The organism is Pseudomonas sp. RA_35y_Pfl2_P32 (assembly GCF_963970735.1).
In the GTDB taxonomy this organism is placed as follows: domain Bacteria; phylum Pseudomonadota; class Gammaproteobacteria; order Pseudomonadales; family Pseudomonadaceae; genus Aquipseudomonas.
Genome location: NZ_CAXAQF010000390.1, coordinates 1 through 429 on the forward strand (window position 1 = coordinate 1; position 429 = coordinate 429).

Annotated in this window: 1 protein-coding gene; it reads right to left on the minus strand. The window is 63.4% G+C overall.

The window, feature by feature from the left end; genetic code table 11:
- On the minus strand, positions 1-429 hold a 429-nt coding region (locus AACY45_RS28840), incomplete at both ends, for an NAD(P)-binding domain-containing protein (RefSeq protein WP_339548887.1).

A 429-nucleotide genomic window follows, 5' to 3' on the forward strand; every position in this document is an offset into this window, starting at 1 on the left:
GGATGTCGAAGCCCTCGGCATAGGCCTGCATCAGGCCATATTCGATGCCGTTATGCACCATCTTGACGAAGTGCCCCGCCCCCGCAGGCCCGGCATGGATATAGCCCTGCTCGGCGCGCGGATCTTCCTTATCGGCATTGCGGTCGGGCGTGCGCGGGATCGTGCCAATGCCCGGAGCCAGCGCGGCTAGGATCGGATCGATCAGGTCGACCGATCCCTTGTCGCCGCCGACCATCATGCAGAAGCCGCGCTCCAGGCCCCATACGCCGCCCGACGTCCCGACATCGATATAGTGGATGCCCTTTTCGGCGAGCATTTTCGCGCGGCGGATGTCGTCCTTGTAGAAGCTATTGCCGCCATCGATGACGATGTCGCCCGCTTTGGCAAATCCACCGATCGTGGCGATGGTCTGCTCGGTCGGTTCCCCGG